Raw genomic sequence first — 17,522 nt, 5'->3', positions numbered from 1 at the left:
CCCGGACGGGCACATTCGTGGGGCCCTGGAGCCGGGCCCGGGCTGACCCTAGACCAGGCTGTCCCGCCAGGCCCGGTGGAGGGCGGCGAAACGGCCGGAGCCGTCGATCAGCTCCCGTGGGGAGCCATCCTCCACGATCCGGCCCTGATCCATCACCAGGACACGGTCGGCGATCTCCACGGTGGAGAGCCGGTGGGCGATGATCACGGCCGTCCGGCCGGCCAGCACGGTGCGCATCGCCCGCTGCACGGCCTGCTCCCCGGGGACGTCCAGCGAGCTGGTCGCCTCGTCCAGGATCAGCACCGAGGGGTCGGCCAGCAGGGCGCGGGCGAAGGCCACCAGCTGGCGCTGGCCGGCCGAGATCCGGCCGCCGCGCTTGCGCACGTCGGTGTCGAAGCCGTCCGGCAGGGCGGCGATGAACTCGTACGCGCCGATGTCGCGGGCGGCCTGCTCGACCTCCTCGCGGGTGGCGCCGGGGCGGCCGATCGCGATGTTCTCGGCGACGGTGCCGGAGAACAGGAAGGACTCCTGGGTCACCATCACCACCCCGCGCCGCAGCTCGGGGGTGGCCAGCTCGCGCAGGTCCACGCCGTCCAGCCGGATCCGGCCGTCGGTCGGGTCGTAGAAGCGGGCCAGCAGCTTGGCGACCGTCGACTTGCCCGCGCCGGTCGCGCCGACCACCGCGACCGTCTGCCCGGCCGGGATCAGCAGGTCGAAGACCGGCAGCACCTCCTTGCCCGTCCGGTAGGCGAAGCGGGTGCCCTCGAAGGAGACGGCGCGGCCCTTTCCGGAGGACTCGGGCAGCGCGGTGGGCTCGGCCGGCTCGGCGACGGTCGGCTCGTGGGCGAGCAGGCCGGAGATCTTCTCCAGGGCCGCGGCGGCCGACTGGTAGCTGTTGAGGAACATCGCCAGCTGGTCGATCGGGTCGAAGAGCCGGCGCAGGTAGAGCGCGAAGGCGGTGAGCACGCCCAGCTCCAGCGCGTCGTCCACGACCAGGTACGCGCCGAGCAGCACCACGCCGGCGGTCCACAGGTTGGCGGTGGCGCGGGAGAGGCCGACGTAGCGGGCGATCTCCAGCAGGCCGTCCGCCGTTGCGGTGGCGGACTGCTTGTTGACCACGGCGAAGGCGGCGTCGTTGGCCTTCTCCCGGCGGAAGGCCTGCACCGGGCGGATGCCGTTCATGGTCTCGGTGAAGCGGACGATCAGCGAGGCCGCCGAGGTGCGCGAGCGCCGGTAGACCCGGCGCGAGCGACGGCGGAAGGAGCGGGCGATCAGGGCCAGCGGCAGGAAGGCCGCCAGCGAGACCAGGCCGAGCTGCCAGTCCAGCACCAGCAGCAGCACCGAGATGTAGCAGACCGACAGGAAGACCGTCAGCAGCTCCTGCAGGCCCTCGGAGAGCAGCTCGCGCAGCGCGTCGATGTCGCTGGTGGCGCGGGAGATGATCCGGCCCGAGGTGTAGCGCTCGTGGAAGTCCAGGCCGAGCCGCTGGGCGTGCCGGAAGATCCGGCCGCGCAGCTCCAGCACGATGTCCTGGTTGACCCGGGCGCTGATCTTGATGAACGCCCACTGCAGCACCGGGCTGAGCAGCGCGCAGAACAGGTAGGCGGCGACCACCGCGATCAGCGGGCCGGAGTCGTGTTCGCGCAGCGCCGGGATGCCGCGGTCCATCGCCACCGCGACCAGCAGCGGGCCGGACTGGAGCGCGGCCTGCTGGACCAGGATCACCACCATCGCGACGGCGATCCGGGCCCGGTGCGGGCCGAGCAGCGAGCGCAGCAGCGCCCGGGGCGCGCCCGCCGGGACGGGGATGTCCTCCTCGTCGGCGGGCGGCGGGGGCAGCTCCTCCCCGGGCGGCTCGGCGGGCCCGGTCTGCAGGGGTTCGGCGGTGGTGGTCATGCGCTGCTCCGTTCGGGCACCGGGGCGGCCTCGCCCGACATCAGTTCTCGGTAGTGCGCGCAGTCGCGCAGCAGCTCCTGGTGGGTGCCGACGGCCACGATCCGGCCGTCCGCCAGCACCGCGACCCGGTCGGCGAGCAGCACGGTGCTGGGGCGATGGGCGACCACCAGGGCGGTGGTGGTGCCGAGGACCTCGCGCAGTGCCCGTTCGACCAGCGCCTCGGTGTGCACGTCCAGCGCGGAGAGCGGGTCGTCCAGCACCAGGAAAGCCGGGTCGCCGACCACCGCGCGGGCCAGCGCGAGGCGCTGGCGCTGGCCGCCGGACAGGCTCAGGCCCTGCTCGCCGACCTCGGTGTCCGGGCCCTGCGGGAGCTTCTCGACGAAGCCGGCCTGGGCGGTGGCGAGGGCGGTGCGCAGCTGCTCCTCACCGGCGCCGGGGGCGCCCATCAGGACGTTCTCCCGGACGGTGGCGGAGAACAGGGTGGGCTCCTCGAAGGCGACGGCGACGAGTTCGCGCAGCCGCTGCCGGGGCAGTTCGCGGATGTCCCGGCCGTCCAGGGTGATGGTGCCGGCGGTGGCCTCGTACAGCCGGGGGAGCAGCGCGGTGAGCGTGGTCTTGCCGCTGCCGGTGGCGCCGACCAGGGCCATGGTCTCGCCGCTGCGGACGTGCAGGTCGATGCCGGCCAGCAGGTCGGGGCCGTCCTCGGGGGCGTCGGGGTAGCGGAAGCGGACGCCGGTGAAGCGGATGCCGTCCGGGGCGGCGAGTTCGGTGGCGGTGCCGGGGTCGGGGCTCTCGGGCTCGTCCAGCACCTCGAAGAAGCGGTCGGTGGCGGTGGCCGCCTCGTTGGCGTAGGCGAGCAGCCAGCCGAGCGACTCGACCGGCCAGCGCAGCGCGAGCGCGGTGGAGAGGAAGGCGACCAGGGTGCCGGCGCTCAGTTCGTCGTGGGCCACCAGGTAGGCGCCGACGGCGAGGGCGCAGCCGAGCGCGATCTCCGGCAGGCCGACGATGACCGCCCAGAGGTTGGCGAGCAGGTGCGCCTTGCGCAGTTCGGTGCCGCGCAGCTCCTGGGACTGGGTGCGGAAGCGCTCGGCCATCGAGCGGTGGCGGCCGAAGGCCTTGAGGATGCGGATGCCGAGGACGGACTCCTCGACCACGGTGGCGAGGTCCCCGTTCTGGTCCTGGGCGAGCCGGGAGACGTCGGAGTAGCGGGCCTCGAACCGCCGGGTGAGCACGAACAGCGGGAGCGCAGGGACGAGGGCGATCAGTGCGAGCCGCCAGTCCTGGGTGAACATCACCACCGTGCCGGCCAGGAACATCACCGAGTTGACGACCAGGAAGACCAGCGGGAAGGCCAGGAACAGCCGCATGGTGTACATGTCGGCGGTGGCCCGGGAGAGCAGCTGGCCGGAGCCCCAGCGGTCGTGGAAGGAGACCGGCAGCCGCTGGAGCTTGGCGAAGAGGTCCCCGCGCATGGCCGTCTCCAGCCCGGCCAGCGGGCGGGCCAGCACCACCCGGCGGGTGAAGAACAGCGCGGACTCGACCAGGCCGAGGACCACCAGCAGGCCGACCAGCGGCCAGAGGCCGGCCAGGTCGTGTTCGGCGAGCGGGCCGTCCACGATCAGGCCGAGGACCACCGGGACGGCGAGGGTGCTCAGCATGCCGAGCGAGGCGGCCGTCACCGAGACGGCCAGCCGGCCGCGGACGGCGCGGGCGTACGGCCGCAGGCGGAGCAGGGAGCGGACCGTGGAGTGGCGCGGTGCGGTCCCGGCCCGGCCGGCCGCGGTTCTCGCGGTGTCCGTGTCGGTTCGGGGGGTTGCCGGGGTCGGGTCGTCGGGGTCTTGTCTGTTCTCGGCCATCGCGGTGAGGGTAGGCAGAGAGACCGTCACTTCTCATCCGGTTTTTCGCCCCTGTCGGTGGCATCAGGCGAGAACCGGCCACCCGAACGGGCGGTGCGGGCGCGAACATGGGGCGCGCGCATCCGTTCGTGCAGGGGCGAGTGCGCCGCGCGCGTCTTGCGAGCGCCTGCTCGTCGGCCGATTACATCTCCTGACGGATGCCCATGGACACGCAGGCGACAGGAGTGCGCGGATGACGGTCGAAACCGAGCCCACCCCCGGTCACGGTTCCGCAACCGTGCGGGTACGGGCCCAGCTCAGCCTCAGCACGACCGCGGCGCGGAACCTGGCGACGACGACCAAGTCGAAGCCGCAGATGCAGGAGATCAGCTCCCGCTGGCTGCTGAAGATGCTGCCGTGGGTGCAGGTCAGCGCGGGCACCTACCGGGTCAACCGGCGGCTGAGCTACGCCCCCGGGCGGGGCCGGGTGAGCTTCGCCAAGACCGGCTCCGCGGTGACGGTGATCGCTCCCTCGCTGGCCGAGGTGCCGGCGCTGCGCGGCTTCGAGGACGAGGAGGTGCTCGCCGAGATGGCCCGCCGGTTCGTGCAGCGGGACTTCGCGCAGGGCGACGTGCTGGTGCGGGAGGGGGCGCCGATCGACGAGGTGTTCCTGATCGCGCACGGGAAGGTGGACCGGATCGGCACCGGCAAGTACGGCGAGCAGACCGTGCTGGGCTCGCTCGCCGACGGCGACCCCCTCGGCGACGAGGCGATCACCGAGGGCGGCGGCACCTGGCCGTACACCGTGAGGGCGAGCACCTCCGGGGTCGCGATGGCGCTGTCCTGGCCGGTGCTCCAGGAGCTGGTCGGCCGCTCCGAGTCGCTGCGCGAGCAGCTGCTGGGCTTCGCCGCCGACGCCGCGCAGGCGCAGAACGAGCACGGCGAGGCGAGGATCGACCTCTCGGCCGGCCACCGGGGCGAGTACGAGCTGCCGGGCGCCTTCGTGGACTACGAGTTGACGCCGCGCGAGTACGAGCTGAGCGTCGCGCAGACCGTCCTCAAGGTGCACACCCGGGTCGCGGACCTCTACAACAAGCCGATGAACCAGACCGAGGAGCAGCTGCGGCTGACCATCGAGGCCCTGCGGGAGCGGCAGGAGCACGAGATCATCAACAACCCGGAGTTCGGGCTGCTAAGCAACGCCGACTTCGACCAGCGGATCCAGACCCGCACCGGGGCGCCCACCCCGGACGACCTGGACGAGCTGCTGAGCATGCGCCGTGACACCGACTTCCTGTTCGCCCACCCGCGGGCGATCGCGGCCTTCGAGCGGGAGTGCAACCGGGCCGGCCTCTACCCGTCCGCGGTCGACGTCCTCGGCAAGCACCGGCCGACCTGGCGCGGGGTGCCGATCTTCCCGTGCAACAAGATCCCGGTGTCCGGCCAGCAGACCAGCGCGTTCATCGCGATGCGCGTCGGCGAGGACAACCAGGGCGTGGTCGGCCTCACCCAGACCGGGATCCCGGACGAGGTGGAGCCGGGTCTGAACGTCCGCTTCATGGGCATCGACGAGAAGGCGATCGCCTCGTACCTGGTCAGCACCTACTACTCGGCGGCGGTGCTGGTGCCGGACGCGATCGGTGTGCTGGAGAACGTCGAGGTCGGGCACGCCGGCAGCTGATGCCTACGTCTCCTGGGCGGGGGAGCGGAGCAGGCGCAGCGAGCGCCCGCCCAGGACGACGGTGCCGCCCGGAGCGAGGGTGCCGCCCAGGACGACGGTGCCGCCCGGGCCCGGGTCCGCGGTGTCGACCACGCTCTCGTACGGGGCCGCCGGCGCCGCCCAGGGTTCGCCGGGCAGGGTGAACGCCACCGGTTCGTGGCCCGCGTTGAGCACCAGCAGGAAGCTGTCGTCGCCGGGTGCCGGCCCGTCCTCGTCCCGTTCGGGCAGCGCGGTGCCGGAGAGCAGCATGCCGAGGCAGGCGGTCGGTGCGAACCAGTCGGCCTCGGTCATCTCGGTGCCGCGCGGGGTGAACCAGGTGAGGTCGGGCCGGCCGCCCGGGGTGGTGGCCCGGCCGGAGAAGAACGCCCGCCGGCGCAGCACCGGGTGGGCCCGGCGCAGCCGGACCAGCCGGGCGGTGAACGCGCACAGCTCCTGCCAGCCGGGCTGCTCCAGCAGTGACCAGTCCAGCCAGCCGACCTCGTTGTCCTGGCAGTAGGCGTTGTTGTTGCCGCCCTGGGTGCGGCCCAGTTCGTCCCCGGCGGTGAGCATCGGGACGCCGGCGGAGAGCAGCAGGGTGGCGGTCAGGTTGCGCAGTTGGCGCAGCCGCAGCGCGTTGACCGCGGGGTCGGTCGTCTCGCCCTCGGCGCCGTGGTTCCAGGAGCGGTTGTCGTCGGTGCCGTCGCGGTTGTCCTCGCCGTTGGCCCCGTTGTGCTTGCGGTCGTAGGAGACCAGGTCGCGCAGGGTGAAACCGTCGTGCGCCGTCACGTAGTTGACGGAGGCGTACGGGCGGCGGCCGGCCCGCTGGTAGAGGTCGGAGGAGCCGGAGAGGCGGTAGCCGAGCTCGCGCACGTCCGGGCGGGCGCCGCGCCAGAAGTCCCGTACGGTGTCGCGGTACCGGTCGTTCCACTCGGCCCACAGCGGGGGGAAGCCGCCGAGCTGGTAGCCGCCCGGGCCGACGTCCCAGGGCTCGGCGATCAGCTTCACCCGGCCGAGCAGGGGGTCCTGGGAGACGGCGGTGAGGAAGGGGTGGTCCATGTCGACGGCGTCGCCGCCGCTCGGGCCGCCGCGGGCCAGGGCGGCGGCGAGGTCGAAGCGGAAGCCGTCCACGCCCATCTCGGTGACCCAGTAGCGCAGCGAGTCGGTGATCAGCCGGACCACCTGCGGGCGGCGGGTGTCCAGGGTGTTGCCGCAGCCGGTGTAGTCGGCGTAGCCGCGCGGGTGGTTCGGCGGGAGGCGGTAGTAGGCGGCGTTGTCGATGCCGCGCAGTGAGAGTGACGGGCCGAGGGCGCCGCCCTCGGCGGTGTGGTTGAACACCACGTCGAGGATCACCTCGATCCCGGCGGCGTGCAGGGCGCGGACCATCCGCCTGAACTCGCCGACCTGGCCGCCGCGGGAGCCGGAGGCGGAGTAGCCGGCGTGCGGGGCGAAGTAGCCGATCGTGTTGTAGCCCCAGTAGTTGACGAGCCCGCGGGCCTGGAGGTGGTCCTCGCTGGCGTACTGGTGCACGGGCAGCAGCTCGACGGCCGTCACGCCGAGGCGGGTGAGGTGGGCGAGGGCGGCGGGGTGGGCGAGGCCGGCGTAGGTGCCGCGCAGGTGCGGGGGGATCTCCGGGTGGCGCATGGTGAAGCCGCGCACGTGGAGTTCGTAGAGGACCGTCTCGGACCAGGGGGTGTTCGGGCGGTCGCCGTCCTCGTGGCGTTCGTCGTCGTGGACGACCACCGATCTCGGGACGTACGGCGCGGAGTCGCGGTTGTCCCGGACGGTGTCGGCGACGTCCGCCTCGGGCCAGTTGCGGACGGAGGCGCAGGCGGCGTCGTGGGAGGTGTAACAGCCGTCGACGGCGCGGGCGTACGGGTCGAGCAGCAGCTTGGCGGGGTTCCAGCGGGCGCCGGTCCACGGGTCCCAGCGGCCGTGCACGCGGAAGCCGTAGCGGGTGCCCGGGAGCACGCCGGGGAGGAAACCGTGCCAGACCTGGGCGTCCTGCTCGGTGAGGGGGTGGCGGGTCTCGTGGCCCTCCTCGTCGAACAGGCAGAGCTCCACGGCTTCGGCGCCGGCGGCCCAGAGGGCGAAGTCGGTGCCCCGGCGGCCTCGGTGGTCGGTGCGGAGGCGGGCGCCCAGGGGTTGCCAGTTGCCGGGGTTCAGGTGCGGTGCCGACGCCATGGCGGTGGCCTTCCTGGGCGGGGTGTTCCGGGTCCATTCACCTTCTCTTTCCCGGATTGCGTCCGGCAGAAGCGGTGGGGGTTTCCGTGGGTCGGGGGATTCCGGGTGATCGGCGTGTCCCCGTGTCGAGGGCCATCGTTGTTCCGGGCGTCGGTTGTGAACAGTGGGAGGGGCCCCGGGATGCGGCGCCGAGGACGGGTGTGGGCGCGGGGCGTGGCGGCGGTGGTCTGCTGTCTGGTCGTCCTGGCGGGTTGTGGCGGCCCGGTGGGGGTGTCGGAGGGGGACGCGGCCGAGGGCGGTGCGTGGGCGGTGCCGCCGGTGCCGTCCCGGGCGGTGCTCGCCGTGCAGCCGGCCGACGGGGCGCAGGACGTGCAGCCGGAGGGCGCCGTCCGGGTGGGGGTGACGCAGGGGCGGCTGGTGTCCGTGCGGCTGGCGGACGGCAAGGGCACCGAGGTTCCGGGGACGATCGCGGCCGACGGCGGCGGGTGGGTGCCGGACGGGCCGTTGCCGCTCGGGACGGCGTTCACGCTGGACTCCGTCGCGGAGGACGACCAGGGGCGCAGGGCGGCCTGGCACTCGGCGTTCACGACCGTCGCGCGGGCGCACACCTTCGCGGCGTTCTTCACCCCGGAGGACGGCTCCACGGTCGGCGTGGGCATGCCGGTCTCGCTGCGCTTCAGCCGTCCGATCACCGACCGGGCGGCGGTGGAGAAGGCCGTCCGGGTCGTCGCGGACCCGCCGGTGCCGGTGGCCGCGCACTGGTTCGACGGGCAGCGGCTGGACTTCCGTCCGCAGCAGTACTGGGCGGCGGGCACCCGGGTGACGGTGGCGTTGCGGCTCAAGGACGTGCAGGGAGCGCCGGGGGCGTTCGGGACGCAGAGCCGGGACCTGCACTTCACCGTCGGCCGGGCGCAGGTCTCCACCGTCGACCTGGACGCCCACACGATGACCGTCCGGGCGGGCCGGGGCGGCCAGGTGGTCCGGGTGCTGAAGATCTCCGGCGGCAGCCCCGACCACTCCACCTACCGGGGGGTGATGGTGGTGTCGGAGAAGTACAAGGTGACCCGGATGAACTCGCAGACCGTCGGCATGGGCGACGAGTACGACATCCAGGACGTCCCGCACGCGATGCGGCTGACCACCTCCGGCACCTTCGTGCACGGCAACTACTGGGCGGATCCCGGGGTGTTCGGCACCGCCAACACCAGCCACGGCTGCATCGGGCTGGCCGACGCCAAGGGCGGGGCGAGCAAGGACTCCCCGGCGGGCTGGCTGTTCGAGCACACCGTGCCGGGGGACGTGCTGGAGGTGAAGGCCTCCTCCGGGGACTTCGTGCCGCCGCAGAACGGGCTCAACGGCTGGAACGTGCCGTGGGACCAGTGGGTGGCCGGGAGCGCGCTGCGGCCGGTTCCGTAGGCCTCCTCCGAACCTTCACTTCTCGTCAACCCGACTCCTCTCAGGTTTCACTCGGACGGCTTAGCTATCCTGCTCCGGCGCGTCCGGAATCCGGCCGGAAAGATCGGCCGGACGGTGCAACTCATGGGGGCACTCAACGCGTCAAGTGAGTGGATACCGGGAGGGGAGAAACCGTGAAGACGGGTAAGACGGTCGGCGCAGCGATACGCACCACCAACCGCTACGGGCGCCGGAGTGCGATGGCGCTGGTCATGGGCGGGGTGCTGCTGCTGACGGCTGCCTGCAACGACGACAAGGGCGGCGGCTCGGGGGGTTCCGGCGGCGGCAACGCGGCCTCCGCGCCGGCGGCGGACGCGGGCGGTGGCTCGGCGACGCCGAAGCCCTCGGCCGCGGTGCTCGCCGTCCAGCCGGCCGACGGCGCCCAGGACGTCGCGCCGAACGGGCTGGAGGTGGCCGTCTCCAACGGCAAGCTCAGCACGGTCGAGGTGACCGACAAGGACGGCAAGCCGGTCGAGGGTGCGATCACCCCGGACGGCGCCGGCTGGAAGCCCACGGGAGCGCTCGCCGTCGGCATGGCGTACAAGGTGAACGCGCAGGCCAAGGACGCGGAGGGGCTGGTGGCCGCGTCCACCACCACCTTCACCACGCTGACGCCGGAGAAGAAGGTCTCCACCAACGACAACATCAGCGACGGCGCCACCTACGGCGTCGGCATGATCGTCTCGGTGAACTTCAACAAGGACGTCAAGAACAAGGACGCCGTCCTCAAGGGCATCACGATCGAGTCCAGCAACGGCACCGTGGTGAAGGGCCACTGGTTCGGCGACCGCCGGGTGGACTTCCGTCCGGAGAAGTACTGGGCGCCGGGCACCAAGGTGACCGTCAAGTACCGGCTGAAGAACGTCGAGGTCGCCCCCGGCATCTACGGCGACGTGGACAAGGACGAGCCGTTCACCATCGGCCGGTCGATGGTCTCCACGGCGGACGCCAAGTCGCACCAGATGACCATCGAGCGGGACGGCCAGAGCACCACCGTGCCGGTCACCCTGGGCGCGGACGCCACGCCGTCCTGGGGCGGGACGATGGTGGTCATGTCCAAGGAGAAGGTCACCCGGATGAACTCGCAGACCGTCGGTCTCGGTGGCGAGTACGACATCAAGGACGTCCCGCACGCGATGCGGCTGACCACCTCCGGCACCTTCGTGCACGGCAACTACTGGGCCAGCCCGTTCGGCAAGACCAACGCGAGCCACGGCTGTGTGTCGATGCAGGACGTGAAGGGCGGCAGCGACTCCTCCGTCGCCGGCAAGTTCTTCAACGACTCGATGGTCGGCGACCCGATCAAGGTCGTGAACACCAAGGAGAAGACCGTCTCGCCCTCCAACGGGCTGGGCGGCTGGAACGTGGACTGGGCCGCCTGGTAGGCCCTTCCCGGTAGCGGGCCCGGCTGTTCCGGGCCTTCCGGCGAGTTCGCCGTCGTGCGGCCCGATCCTCACCCGTTGGGGTCGGGCCGCCGCGGTTTCCGGGGCGACGAGCCCCACGAATGGCGCAACCTTTCCGATGGCCCGGAGCGTGTGACGTTCGGGTCCGCCGGATTCACGGGGATCACGGGGTTCTGAGGGAGGATCGACGTTGAGGTCGATACGCAGAGTGGTGGCGGTCGGTCTGGTCGGCGGCGCGATGGCGCTGACGGCCGCCTGCGGCGGGGGCGGTGGGAGCACGGCGGGCGGCGCGGCCAAGGCCGACCTGGGGGCGGGTGCGGCCGGTGCCAAGCCGGCGGCGGCGCCCAGCGCGGCGGCGTCCACCGGCACGGTGCCGAAGGTCTCCAAGGCGGCCGTGAGCATCGAGCCCAAGCCCGGCTCGGTGGACGTGGCGCCGAACGCGCTGAAGATCGGCGCGACCGGGGGCAAGCTCACCACCGTCAAGGTGAACGACAAGGCGGGCAGGGAGGTCCCCGGCACCATCTCCGCCGACGGCTCCTCCTGGACGCCCACGGCCGGCCTGGAGGTGGGCACCGCCTACCAGGTCAGCGCGATGGCTGCGGACGCCGACGGCGCGGTCGCCACGGCGGACAGCGACTTCTCCACGCTGACGCCGACGGCGCTCGCCAAGGCCTCGGACAACGTGGACAACGACGCGACGTACGGCGTCGGCATGATCGTCTCGGTGAACTTCAGCAAGGACGTCGCGAACAAGGACGAGGTCGCCCGGGGCATCAGCTTCGAGACCAACAACGGCACCGTGGTGAAGGGCCACTGGTTCGGCGACCGCCGGCTGGACTTCCGCCCGGAGCAGTACTGGACGCCCGGGACCAAGGTGGTCGTGCACTACCGCCTCAAGAGCGTCGAGATCGCCCCCGGGGTGTACGGCGGGGACCGGGACGAGCCCTTCACGATCGGGCGGTCCCAGATTTCGACGGTTGACGCCGCGACGCACAAGATGACGGTCGTATCGGCAGGTCAGACGAGCGAGATCGACATCAGCGCCGGCGCGCCCGAACACCCCACCTGGAACGGGACGATGGTGGTCATGTCCAAGGAGGGCGTGGTGCGGATGCAGTCCAGCACCCTGCCCGGCATGACCGGTGCGCCGTACGACCTCCAGGTCCCGCACTCGATGCGGCTCACCGACTCCGGCACGTACGTGCACGGCAACTACTGGAGCAGTAGCAGCACCTTCGGCGAGGACAACGTCAGCCACGGCTGCGTGGGCCTCAAGGACGTCCAGGGCGGCGGCGCCAACACCTCGATGGGCAAGTTCTACGACGGCTCGCTGGTCGGCGACGTGATGGTCGTGAAGAACTCGACGAGGAAGGAGACGCTCGACCCGTCGAACGGGCTGAGCGGCTGGAACGCGCCGTGGAGCACCTGGTGACCGGTCGCTGAGGTGGGGGAGGGGTCAACCCGGGCTTGACGGAATTCGGCCCGGGTCGACCCTTTCTTGCATCCGGCATATGCCGACGCGACGTGATCGTTTGCTCATTGTCCGTACGCGGCTGCTTGCGTTCCGCAATGATGGTCCGCATGGCGGGTTGGGGCGAAGCAGATCAGTCAGTGGTTCCCGGGGCCGGAGTGGTGGCCGAGGCATCCTGGATCGACGTCCGGGGCGGTGGGCTCTCGGCACTGGAGCGGCTCACCTCCGAGGAGCTGGAGGAGCTGTACTCCGGCAGACTCCGCGACCCGTCGGCCCCCAACGAGGTACGGCTGCCGTCCCGGCCCGAGTCGGGCCCGGTGGCCCGCAGACTGGTGCTCTCCGTCCTGGAGTCCTGGGAGCTCCACCAGCACCTGGAGGCCGGGGAGTTGCTCACCAGCGAGCTGGTCAGCAACGCGGTCCGGCACGCGGCCGGGCGCACCATCGGCCTGCACGTCAGCCGCAAGCCCGGGTGGCTGCGGATCGAGGTCCGGGACTCCTCACGGGCGCTGCCGTGCATGATCCTCGCCGAGGCCAAGCCGGCGAACGAGCGCGGGCGGGGGCTGAGGATCGTCGACGACCTCGCCGACCGCTGGGGCGCGGACCTGCTGCCGCGCGGCAAGGGCGTCTGGTTCGAGCTGAAGGTGCGCGAGCGGCCCTGAGGGCGGGCGAACCGCTGTTCCGTGCACTCCCCGGGAAACACGCAGGGCCCCCGGATTCGCCGTGGTCCGGCGGATGGGGGCCCCTGCAGGTCATCGCGCCGGCCAAGGGGGTGCGTGCCGCGCGATGGGCGTCGGCAGTGCCAGGTCGGGCCCGCCGAAGTCATCGGCCCAGGGCGGCGTGCTGTGTCGCCCGCCGTTGGGCTGCTCTGACTATCGCACGGATCTCAGCATGCGGGCAAACCGGATGGCTTGGAATGAAAGGCCTGTTACCTAGTTCACCTTTGGATTCCGCATAGGTTCACGCTGATGCCTGTGAATATTCATGATCCAGGGACCACGGCGTCGACGGCGAAGTCCGCCTGGGTGTTGCCCGGCTCCAGGCGGCGGGACGGGTGCCGGTGCCGCGCTCCCGGAGGGCCCCGTGGACCTCGACCTCGACCGGAGCGGGCTGCCAGGCGGGTGTGACGGCCGAGCCGGTGTGGTCGACCAGGCTGTGGAGCCGGGCGCCGACCGCCCGCGCGTAGCGCGGAAGGGTCGTTCGGCCAACGCCCACCCGCCATGCGTCTCGGCAATCTGTTGATGCGAAATCTAGGCCGCGTCAGCTTGGCCTGACATGTCAACGAAGGCGCGCTGCTGGGCTGCTGTGACGTCGGAGAGCGTCGCGGACGCGGGCGGCGTGCTGGTGGACGGTGGTGGGGGAGAGGTGTCGGCGGGATGGCGGGGTCGCGGGAGTGCCGCGACAGGCGCGACAGAGGCCGCCGAGGAGGGCCTGGGGGCGGCAGGGGGTGCGGCAGGCGGTGCACTCGATCACGCGGGCGGGGTGGTCCGGCTGTGGGTGGCGTTCCGGGGGCATCTTGTCGAGCAGGCGGCGGCGGGTGAAGGCGGCCGGGCTGTGGACGTCCGGCGGGAGGCCGCCGGTGAGGGCGGCAGTGAAGAGGGCCGGGGAGGTGCCCCGGGCCAGCCACTCGGCGGCCAGCGGTTCGAGGGCCGCGCAGTCGGCGGCCGAGAGGGCGAGGCGGGGGTCGGCGAGGCCGAGGCCGGCGAGGGCGGCGTAGGCGGCCGAAGTGGGGGAAGTGCGGTTGAGCGTTCGCTCCTTGGGAGGATCGGGCGCGGCGGGCGTTGACGTCTCGCCGGTCATGACGAAGCGCGTCCACCAGGCGTCGGAGCGGGGCGTGCGGGAGAAGTAGGTGCGGAACACCCAGCGGCACTCCTTGGAGCTGACGCGCTCCCGGACGCGACGCAGATGACCTGCGGTGGAGAGCCTGTTGAGGGCGGTGCGGCAGGCCATCTGCCCGTAGTGGGGCTGAAGGACGGCGAGGGTCTTGACGTCCATGGCGGCGCCGTCGGGGAGGTGGTCGATGAGCGAGGCGAGGTATGCCTCGCGGGCGGGGAGGTGGGCGAAGTCGGTCGCGGAGCGGGGGAGTTGCTCCGGGGCGGACTGCTTGCCGTACCCGGGGGCGGCCATGGCGGTAGAGTCGTGAGTAGCCACAGGATCGAGTCGCATTCGGTCGTGCCGGTCAGACCCCCGTTCGGTGCTGGTAACACCGGCGGGGGTTGTTTCGTTGCTGCGCACGCTACAGGGGGAAACCGCCTGTGGAGAAGTCGTGACGATAAGTCATATCTGCTGCGTACGGGGGGTGGTTGGAAGGTGGTTACCCACCCATTCCATTGAGGGTCACTCGGCCTGTGCGGCTTGAGCTTCGGAGGCGAAGGCGACGAAGGCGGACCACGCCTCGGGGGAGAAGGTGAGGGTCGGCCCGGCCTTGTCCTTGGAGTCCCGGACGTGGATGGCGGAGGGGCAGGAGGCTACCTCGATGCACTCGCCGCCATTGTCGTCGCTGTAGCTGGACTTGCCCCAGGCGACGGCGACTTCGATGCAGGCGCCGCCTTGATCGTTGCTGTAGCTGGACTTGAACCACTCGTGGTCGCTCAAAGCTCCTCCGCTACCTTTCTGATGAAGTCCGCTGAGTCCTCGGCACCGAGTGCCTGCTGGCTGATCATGCCATGGCGGCGGTTCAGGATGCTCACCTTGTCTGGGTCCGCGTACAGAACCCCGGTTTCTTGACCCTCGATGTAAGCGAAGTGCTCGTGCTCGGGGGACTCCAGCAGGATCAGGGAGCCGCCGAGTCCCTGGTAGGCGCCGCGTCCGACCGGAAGCACCTGTACTGACACATTACGCAACTTGGCGACCTCCAGCAGGTGATGGAGCTGCCGCTTCATGCAGGCTCGTCCGCCGACCATTGACCGAAGGGCGGCTTCGTAGACAACGAAGCTGAACATCACAGTCATCGAGCGATGCAGCCTTTCCTGGCGCTGGAGTCGCGCGGCCACTCGCGCTTCCACGGTCTCGTCGTCCAGGGGTGGGCAGCTGTGGCTCAGCAACTCTCGGGCGTAATCCTCGGTTTGGAGCAGGCCAGGGATGAGTAGCCCTTCGAACCACTGGATTGCGATCGCCACGCTCTCTGCATCCGTGTAGCCCTGTGAGTAGGACGGGAACTTCTCCGGCTGCAGGAAGTCGGTCGCGGCCAGCAGCATCCCCTTCGCGTCGCACAACTCATCCGCTACTTGAAGCAGCTTGAACGACGGCTTCCGCCTCCCCGCCTCCATCGACCGCACGCTCTCGATGTCGTAGCAGGCCGCCTTGCTCAGCTGCTCCCGGGTTACGCCCGCCTTTGCACGCCACCGCTTGAGCTGATCGCCGCAGTACTTCCACGACATCGGGTTTTCCTTCGGCGTGCTCACGGCCCTGTCCCCCTCCCTGCCCTGGTCGCAGGGCGGTTCATGCTCTCGCTGTACGTATCGCGTTACTCCTGAGGCTATGCCCGCCTGTCGACGCTTGAAGGGTGAAGTGGCCGAACTCGGCCCTCCCGAGTGACGCCCTCCGTACACCCCCAAGGACTCTGATGCTCACTCAGCCCGTCGACCTCGTCGAGTGGATGTTCCCCCGCCTTCCCCGCAGCGCCGGCCGTGCCCGCATCCGCTTCATCCGGCAGGCCTTCGAGTGGGAGGTGCCCGTCGACACCGCCGAGACCGCCCTGATCCTCCTCAGCGAACTTGTCACCAACGCCTGCCGTCATGCCCGTGGCCCGCGTGACCGGATGATCGGCGTGCGCGTCCTCCTCCCCACCCCTTCCGTGCTCCGCATCGAGGTCTCGGACGCCAACTCCGACCTCCCGACCGTCCGCCAGGCCACCCCCGAGGACGAGTCCGGCCGGGGCCTCGAACTCGTCGCCGCCCTCGCCACCTCCTGGGGCGCCCACCTCCGTGGCGACGGCCACATCGGCAAGACCACATGGTGCGAACTCGCCCTCCCCACCCCGCTCGACCCCCACGCCTGATCCCAACCCACCGACTGCACGAGAAGTCGGGTGGGCCGACTTCTCGTGCGCGCCCTCCGGTCGCTGCCGCACGCCTCTACCGCCTCCTGCGGTGCCGGGACAGGGTGGCGACCGACCGCATCCGTCTCATCACCATAGGAGAACAGCATGGGAGAGCACTCGAAGCCGCCGAAGGATCCGAGCCAGGGGACTCCGCCGCCGGACAATTCCGATAGCAAGATCCCCCTGCCGCCGCCGAGCAACGGCAAGCACAAGAAGAAGTGATGGCGAGCGACGACGGGCGCCTGGCCGAGCACCGGGCACGCCTGCACGCGGAGATGGAGCGGCGAGGGACGTGGCCGGAGGATTCGCCGTGGCTGCGCGAGGCCTTCGTCGCCGTGCCGCGCGACCGCTTCGCGCCGGACCGGCTGTGGCGGTGGAACGGCAGGGCCTACGTGTCGGTCGACCGCGCCGACGACCCGGACGGCTGGGCCGTCGAGTTGTACTCCGGCGTCGACGCGTCGGCCGTCACCCAGCTCACCGACGGCCGCCCGTCGTCCTCACTGTCCGCGCCCTCCGTGGTGGCGGACATGCTGGACAGCCTCAGGGTGGAGCCGGGGCACCGGGTGTGGGACGTCGGCACCGGCCAGGGCTGGACGGCGGCGCTGGCCGCCTGGCGAGCCGGGCCGGGCCTGGTGGTGACCACCGAGGTCGACGAGCAGCTGGCCGCCGTCGCTCGGGCCCGGCTCGCGGACGCCGGGCTCGACGTCCATGCGGCGGCAGGGGACGGCGCCGACGGCGGGGTGCCAGGCGGCGGCCGGGTCGACCGCCTCCACGCCACCTACGCCGTCGAGACCGTCCCCTGGTCCTGGGCGGCGGCGGTGCGCCCGGGCGGACGGATCGTCTATCCCTGGGGGCGACTCGGATACGTCGCCCTCACCGTCGCCGACGACGGCGCCGCCGCGCACGGCTGGGTCCACGGGCTGGCCCAGTTCATGGGCGACCGGCACGCTCCGGCCCAGCCGAGCAGTGGGCCCGCCGCGTACGCGCAGGTGCGCGGCGATACCGACCCCGAGGACTGCCGGGCACTGGACCGCGATCCGGCAGGCCTGGAGGACTGGCACCTCAGGTTCGCGCTGCGCGTCGCCGTCCCGGACGCCGTGCTGTCCACCGGCCAGGCCGGGGAGGGGGCGGCCGCCCTGGTCCACGACGGTGCCCGCTCGTGGGCCGAGATCCGTCCGGACGGGGACGGCAGGCTGCTGCTGTCGCAGGGCGGGCCGCGCCGCCTCGGTGACGAGCTGGTGGCCGCCTGGTCCCAGTGGGAGGAACTCGGCCGCCCTGATCTCTACGACTACGGCGTCACCGTCACCCCCGACTCCCAGTGGGCCTGGCACGGCGACCCGAACGACGGCCCCCGGTGGCCGATCGGGTGCTTGCACCCGGCTGCGCGGTGACCGTTCTCGGATCCTCCGGCTGAACGGCGTGAAGCCCCTGTTGCGGGGGGGGGGGGGCGGGGGGGGGGCCCCCCCCCCCCGGGCCGGGGCGCCCCCCCCGGGGGGGCGGGGGAGGAGGAGCCGAGGGGGGGGGGGGAGCGGGGAAAGCACGC

13 protein-coding genes are annotated in these 17,522 nt (G+C 71.7%); 7 read left to right on the top strand and 6 right to left on the bottom strand.

What is annotated here, in order from left to right:
- Window positions 1–48: 48 nt before the first annotated feature.
- Window positions 49–1,896: an ABC transporter ATP-binding protein gene (locus tag ACWDBE_RS07090; protein WP_449807434.1), complete on the bottom strand. Its 1,848-nt coding sequence runs from the start codon at window positions 1,894–1,896 to the stop codon at window positions 49–51.
- The gene (locus ACWDBE_RS07085) at window positions 1,893–3,752 is read right to left on the bottom strand and encodes an ABC transporter ATP-binding protein (protein ID WP_449791730.1); all 1,860 of its coding nucleotides are present in this window, start codon (window positions 3,750–3,752) and stop codon (window positions 1,893–1,895) included. Before ACWDBE_RS07085 ends, ACWDBE_RS07090 begins: the two co-directional genes overlap by 4 nt.
- Before the next feature lie 232 nt (window positions 3,753–3,984).
- Between ACWDBE_RS07085 and ACWDBE_RS07080 the strand changes: the two genes are divergently transcribed.
- On the top strand, window positions 3,985–5,412 hold the full coding sequence (locus ACWDBE_RS07080; protein ID WP_449791731.1) for a family 2B encapsulin nanocompartment shell protein: 1,428 nt from the start codon (window positions 3,985–3,987) through the stop codon (window positions 5,410–5,412).
- A gap of 3 nt (window positions 5,413–5,415) precedes the next feature.
- On the opposite strand, the gene glgX is transcribed toward ACWDBE_RS07080, so the two are convergent.
- Entirely contained in the window at window positions 5,416–7,611 is a 2,196-nt protein-coding gene (gene glgX, locus ACWDBE_RS07075) for a glycogen debranching protein GlgX (protein ID WP_449791732.1), read from the bottom strand.
- A 180-nt stretch (window positions 7,612–7,791) separates the two neighbouring features.
- Here glgX and ACWDBE_RS07070 point away from each other — a divergent pair, with 180 nt between their 5' ends.
- From ACWDBE_RS07070 to ACWDBE_RS07055, 4 genes are all read left to right on the top strand, one after another.
- On the top strand, window positions 7,792–9,027 hold the full coding sequence (locus ACWDBE_RS07070; protein WP_449807433.1) for a L,D-transpeptidase: 1,236 nt from the start codon (window positions 7,792–7,794) through the stop codon (window positions 9,025–9,027).
- 173 nt (window positions 9,028–9,200) lie between these two features.
- Window positions 9,201–10,451, top strand: a complete 1,251-nt coding sequence (locus ACWDBE_RS07065) for a L,D-transpeptidase (protein ID WP_449791734.1) — start codon at window positions 9,201–9,203, stop codon at window positions 10,449–10,451.
- A 208-nt stretch (window positions 10,452–10,659) separates the two neighbouring features.
- Window positions 10,660–11,901, top strand: coding sequence for a L,D-transpeptidase (locus ACWDBE_RS07060; RefSeq protein WP_449791735.1), 1,242 nt, complete (start codon window positions 10,660–10,662; stop codon window positions 11,899–11,901).
- Window positions 11,902–12,101: 200 nt separating this feature from the next.
- Window positions 12,102–12,599, top strand: coding sequence for an ATP-binding protein (locus ACWDBE_RS07055; protein WP_449791736.1), 498 nt, complete (start codon window positions 12,102–12,104; stop codon window positions 12,597–12,599).
- 616 nt (window positions 12,600–13,215) lie between these two features.
- Here ACWDBE_RS07055 and ACWDBE_RS07050 read toward each other — a convergent pair.
- From ACWDBE_RS07050 to ACWDBE_RS07040, 3 genes are all read right to left on the bottom strand, one after another.
- Complete coding sequence (locus ACWDBE_RS07050; RefSeq protein WP_449807432.1) at window positions 13,216–14,064, bottom strand: hypothetical protein; 849 nt, start codon at window positions 14,062–14,064, stop codon at window positions 13,216–13,218.
- Window positions 14,065–14,274: 210 nt separating this feature from the next.
- Window positions 14,275–14,532: a DUF397 domain-containing protein gene (locus tag ACWDBE_RS07045; protein WP_449791738.1), complete on the bottom strand. Its 258-nt coding sequence runs from the start codon at window positions 14,530–14,532 to the stop codon at window positions 14,275–14,277.
- Window positions 14,529–15,317: a helix-turn-helix domain-containing protein gene (locus tag ACWDBE_RS07040; protein WP_449807550.1), complete on the bottom strand. Its 789-nt coding sequence runs from the start codon at window positions 15,315–15,317 to the stop codon at window positions 14,529–14,531. The genes ACWDBE_RS07045 and ACWDBE_RS07040 overlap by 4 nt, the downstream gene beginning before the upstream one ends.
- A gap of 185 nt (window positions 15,318–15,502) precedes the next feature.
- On the opposite strand from ACWDBE_RS07040, the gene ACWDBE_RS07035 reads away from it, so the two are divergent.
- Together ACWDBE_RS07035 and ACWDBE_RS07030 are read left to right on the top strand one after the other, a co-directional pair.
- Complete coding sequence (locus ACWDBE_RS07035) at window positions 15,503–15,937, top strand: ATP-binding protein (protein ID WP_449807431.1); 435 nt, start codon at window positions 15,503–15,505, stop codon at window positions 15,935–15,937.
- Window positions 15,938–16,200: 263 nt separating this feature from the next.
- A complete protein-coding gene (locus tag ACWDBE_RS07030; RefSeq protein ID WP_449807430.1) occupies window positions 16,201–17,370 on the top strand; it encodes a protein-L-isoaspartate O-methyltransferase in 1,170 nt (389 codons plus the stop codon).
- Window positions 17,371–17,522 lie beyond the last annotated feature (152 nt).

The organism is Kitasatospora sp. NPDC001132, assembly GCF_053598415.1.
Note: the sequence above shows the minus strand (reverse complement) of the source record. Positions and strands in the feature narration are given on the sequence as shown.

What these genes read in the sequence shown, in the direction of transcription:
- ACWDBE_RS07090 (WP_449807434.1), bottom strand. Translation starts at nt 1,896, where the DNA reads ATGACCACCACCGCCGAACCCCTGCAGACCGGGCCCGCCGAGCCGCCC.
- ACWDBE_RS07085 (WP_449791730.1), bottom strand. Translation starts at nt 3,752, where the DNA reads ATGGCCGAGAACAGACAAGACCCCGACGACCCGACCCCGGCAACCCCC.
- ACWDBE_RS07080 (WP_449791731.1), top strand. Translation starts at nt 3,985, where the DNA reads ATGACGGTCGAAACCGAGCCCACCCCCGGTCACGGTTCCGCAACCGTG.
- glgX (WP_449791732.1), bottom strand. Translation starts at nt 7,611, where the DNA reads ATGGCGTCGGCACCGCACCTGAACCCCGGCAACTGGCAACCCCTGGGC.
- ACWDBE_RS07070 (WP_449807433.1), top strand. Translation starts at nt 7,792, where the DNA reads ATGCGGCGCCGAGGACGGGTGTGGGCGCGGGGCGTGGCGGCGGTGGTC.
- ACWDBE_RS07050 (WP_449807432.1), bottom strand. Translation starts at nt 14,064, where the DNA reads ATGGCCGCCCCCGGGTACGGCAAGCAGTCCGCCCCGGAGCAACTCCCC.
- ACWDBE_RS07040 (WP_449807550.1), bottom strand. Translation starts at nt 15,317, where the DNA reads ATGTCGTGGAAGTACTGCGGCGATCAGCTCAAGCGGTGGCGTGCAAAG.
- ACWDBE_RS07035 (WP_449807431.1), top strand. Translation starts at nt 15,503, where the DNA reads ATGCTCACTCAGCCCGTCGACCTCGTCGAGTGGATGTTCCCCCGCCTT.
- ACWDBE_RS07030 (WP_449807430.1), top strand. Translation starts at nt 16,201, where the DNA reads ATGGCGAGCGACGACGGGCGCCTGGCCGAGCACCGGGCACGCCTGCAC.